We start from the raw sequence: 3041 nt of genomic DNA, 5'->3' as shown, positions 1-3041 counted from the left end.
CCCGTCCTGCCCCCGCCGCCCCCCCCCGGGCAGGGGGGGGGGGCCGGCCCGACCGGTGGCCCGACCCGCCCGACGCGGGGACGTGCTCCCCGGAGGGTCAGTCCCAGCAGAGGCAGAACGGGTGGCCCACCGGGTCGGCGTACACCCGGAAGCCGTCGCCCTCGCCGGGCAGCCGCCGGGCGCCCAGGGCGAGCGCCGCCTTCTCGGCCACCTCGATGTCGTCGACCGTGACGTCGAGGTGGAGCTGCTGCGGACGCGCCGGATCAGGCCAGGCCGGGGGGACCAGGTCGGGCGCCTGCTGGAAGGCGAGCCGGGGCTGGTGCCCGACCGGACCGCCGAGCACCACCCACTCGTTACCGTCGGAGTCCTCCTCGACCAGGGGCAGGCCGAGCAGCTCCGCGTAGAAGCCGGCCAGCGCCCGGGGGTCGGGGCAGTCGATGGCCACGGTACGCAGTTGTCCAATCATGGCCGCCATCCTGCCCACCGGGTACGACGGGAAACCTCACACCTCGTGCAGCCGCCGCCCCGCGTCCCGGCAGGCGGTGAGCACCGCGCGGGCGTACCCGGGGGTGGCGCCGGCCAGCCCGCAGGCGGGGGTGACCACCACCTGCTCGGCGAGTTGGCGGCGCGGAAAGCCGAGCCGGTCCCAGAGTCCGCGTACCCGGTCGGCGAGCTGCGCCGAGGTCGGTGCGACGCCGGCCGACGGCGGCAGGGTCGGTGCCACCCCGGCCAGCAGGCCGAGGCCGGCGTCGATCGCCTCGCCCAGCGGGTCCAGGTCGGTGAGCAGGGCGAGGTCCAGCGCCGCCCCGACCGCCCCGGCGGTACGGATCAGCTCCAGCGGCACGTCCGGGGCGCAGCAGTGCACCACCGTCGGCACCCCGACCGCCGTGATCACCTCGCCGAGCAGGGTACGCGCGACGGCGGTGTCGACCGGCCGGTACGTGCCCAGGCCGCTCTCGGTGCGGACCCGACCGGCGAGCGCCGCCGGCAGCGACGGCTCGTCGAGTTGGAGCAGCACCGACGCCCGGGGCAGCCGCCGGGTCACCGCCTCGACGTGCAGCCGCAACCCCTCGGCCAGGGACGCGGTCAGCTCCCGCACCGCGCCCGGGTCACGCAGCAGCCGCCCGCCGATCGGCAACTCCACCGCCGTGGCCATGGTGAACGGCCCGGCCGCCTGCACCTTCACCGGCCCGGCGTACGACTCGGCCTGCTCGGCGAGCTGGTCGAGGTCACGTTCCATCAGGTCCCGGGCGCGGCGCAGGTCCCGACCGGGACGGGGGGCGATCCGCCAGCGGGCGGCGTACAGCTCGACCGGCAGCTCCACGAGCAGCCCGCCGGTACGCCCGATCAGGTCGGCACCCGGCCCCCGGGCGGGCAGTTCCGGCAGGTGGGGCAGGGCGGGCAGTTCACCCAGGACGATCCGTTGCGCCTCGGCGATGTCGGTGCCGGGCAGCGAACCGATGCCGGTCGCCGCACCCGCCGGCCAGGGCCAGAGCTGCTGTTGGGTCACGGCCGAAGGGTAGCCGGCGACGGTCGACACAACCGGCCGGTGGGTCAGCCGGAGATGGTGGCGGAGCCGAGCACCACGTCCCCCGCCGGGTCCGGCCGGTACGCCACCACGGCCTGGCCGGCGGCCACCCCGCGTACCGGCCGGCGCAGCTCGGCGGTGAGGCCGTCGCCGTCCACGGTCACGGTGGCCGGTACGACGTCGCCGTGCGCCCGCAACTGCACCTCGCAGGCGATCGGCGCGGCCGGCAGGTCGTCCCCGGTCCAGACCGGACGGGTGGCGCGGACCAGCGAGACCTCCAGCGCCTCGGCGGGGCCGACGGTGACCGTGTTGGTCTTCGGGGTGATGGACAGCACGTACCGGGGTCGCCCGTCCGGGGCCGGCCGGTCCAGGTGCAGGCCGCGTCGCTGGCCCACCGTGTAGGCGTACGCGCCGGTGTGACTGCCGACGACCGCGCCGGTCAGCGCGTCGACCACCGCGCCGGGCGTCTCGCCGAGCCGGCCGGCGAGGAACCCCCGGGTGTCGCCGTCGGCGATGAAGCAGATGTCGTGCGAGTCGGGCTTCTCGGCCACCGCCAGGTCACGCCGGGCCGCCTCGGCCCGGACCTCGGCCTTGGTGGCGTCGCCGAGCGGGAACATCGCCCGGTCGAGCTGCGCGCGGGTGAGCACCGCCAGCACGTACGACTGGTCCTTGGCAAGGTCGACGCTGCGACGCAGCAGCCCGTCGGGGCCGAGCCGGGCGTGGTGGCCGGTGACCACGGCGTCGAAGCCGAGGGCCACGGCCCGGTCCAGCACCGCCGCGAACTTAATCTTCTCGTTGCAGCGCAGGCACGGATTCGGGGTACGCCCGGCCGCGTACTCGGCGACGAAGTCGTCCACCACGTCGGCGTGGAAGCGCTCGGCCATGTCCCACACGTAGAAGGGGATGCCGATGACGTCGGCGGCCCGGCGCGCGTCCCGGGAATCCTCCAGGGTGCAGCACCCCCGGGCCCCGGTGCGGAAGGTCTGCGGGTTGCGGGACAGCGCCAGGTGCACCCCGGTCACGTCGTGCCCGGCGTCCACCGCCCGCGCCGCCGCGACGGCGGAGTCCACCCCGCCCGACATCGCCGCCAGAACCTTCACCAGCCCACGCTCCCTTCCCCCATCGAGCCTACCCACCCCGCCCGCCTCCCCTCCCTCCCCGGCCCGCCCCCACTCCGTCCCGGCCCCGCCCCGCCGCTGCCCCGGCCCTGCCCCCGGCTCTGCCCCGGCTCTGCCCCCGGTGATCAAGAGGTTTGCGTCATCCCAGCGCCCGTTCCTGACCTCAACCTCTTGATCACCGAGCACCGCCGCCGCTCAGCAGCCCGCAGGTGGGCTGGAAGGCGTGCGCGGTCGGGTGGGGAGGGGTGCAGGCCGGTAGGGGCGGCGTGGAGACCGCCCCGCCCGCTTGAAAGAAAAAGCAAAAAGGGATTATGGAAAACACAAACAGACAAACCCCCAGCATCACCCCCGAAATGAATTCAATGGAAAAGTATCGGGGATGGACACTGTCTGTT

The 3041-nt window shown here is 74.9% G+C and carries 4 protein-coding genes; all 4 read right to left on the bottom strand.

What is annotated here, in order from left to right; genetic code table 11:
- Positions 1 to 97: 97 nt before the first annotated feature.
- On the bottom strand, positions 98 to 466 hold the full coding sequence (locus tag ACOJTC_RS30485; RefSeq protein ID WP_420119468.1) for a VOC family protein: 369 nt from the start codon (positions 464 to 466) through the stop codon (positions 98 to 100).
- A 36-nt stretch (positions 467 to 502) separates the two neighbouring features.
- Entirely contained in the window at positions 503 to 1510 is a 1008-nt protein-coding gene (locus tag ACOJTC_RS30480) for a methionine synthase (RefSeq protein WP_420119467.1), read from the bottom strand.
- A gap of 44 nt (positions 1511 to 1554) precedes the next feature.
- Positions 1555 to 2628: a tRNA 2-thiouridine(34) synthase MnmA gene (gene mnmA / locus ACOJTC_RS30475; RefSeq protein WP_420119466.1), complete on the bottom strand. Its 1074-nt coding sequence runs from the start codon at positions 2626 to 2628 to the stop codon at positions 1555 to 1557.
- A 193-nt stretch (positions 2629 to 2821) separates the two neighbouring features.
- Positions 2822 to 3041, bottom strand: a 220-nt coding sequence (locus ACOJTC_RS30470; RefSeq protein WP_420119465.1) for a hypothetical protein, incomplete at its 5' end; no start/stop codon positions are given.

The organism is Micromonospora sp., from assembly GCF_048594385.1.
Classification (GTDB): Bacteria; Actinomycetota; Actinomycetes; order Mycobacteriales; family Micromonosporaceae; genus Micromonospora; species Micromonospora wenchangensis.
Note: the sequence above shows the minus strand (reverse complement) of the source record. Positions and strands in the feature narration are given on the sequence as shown.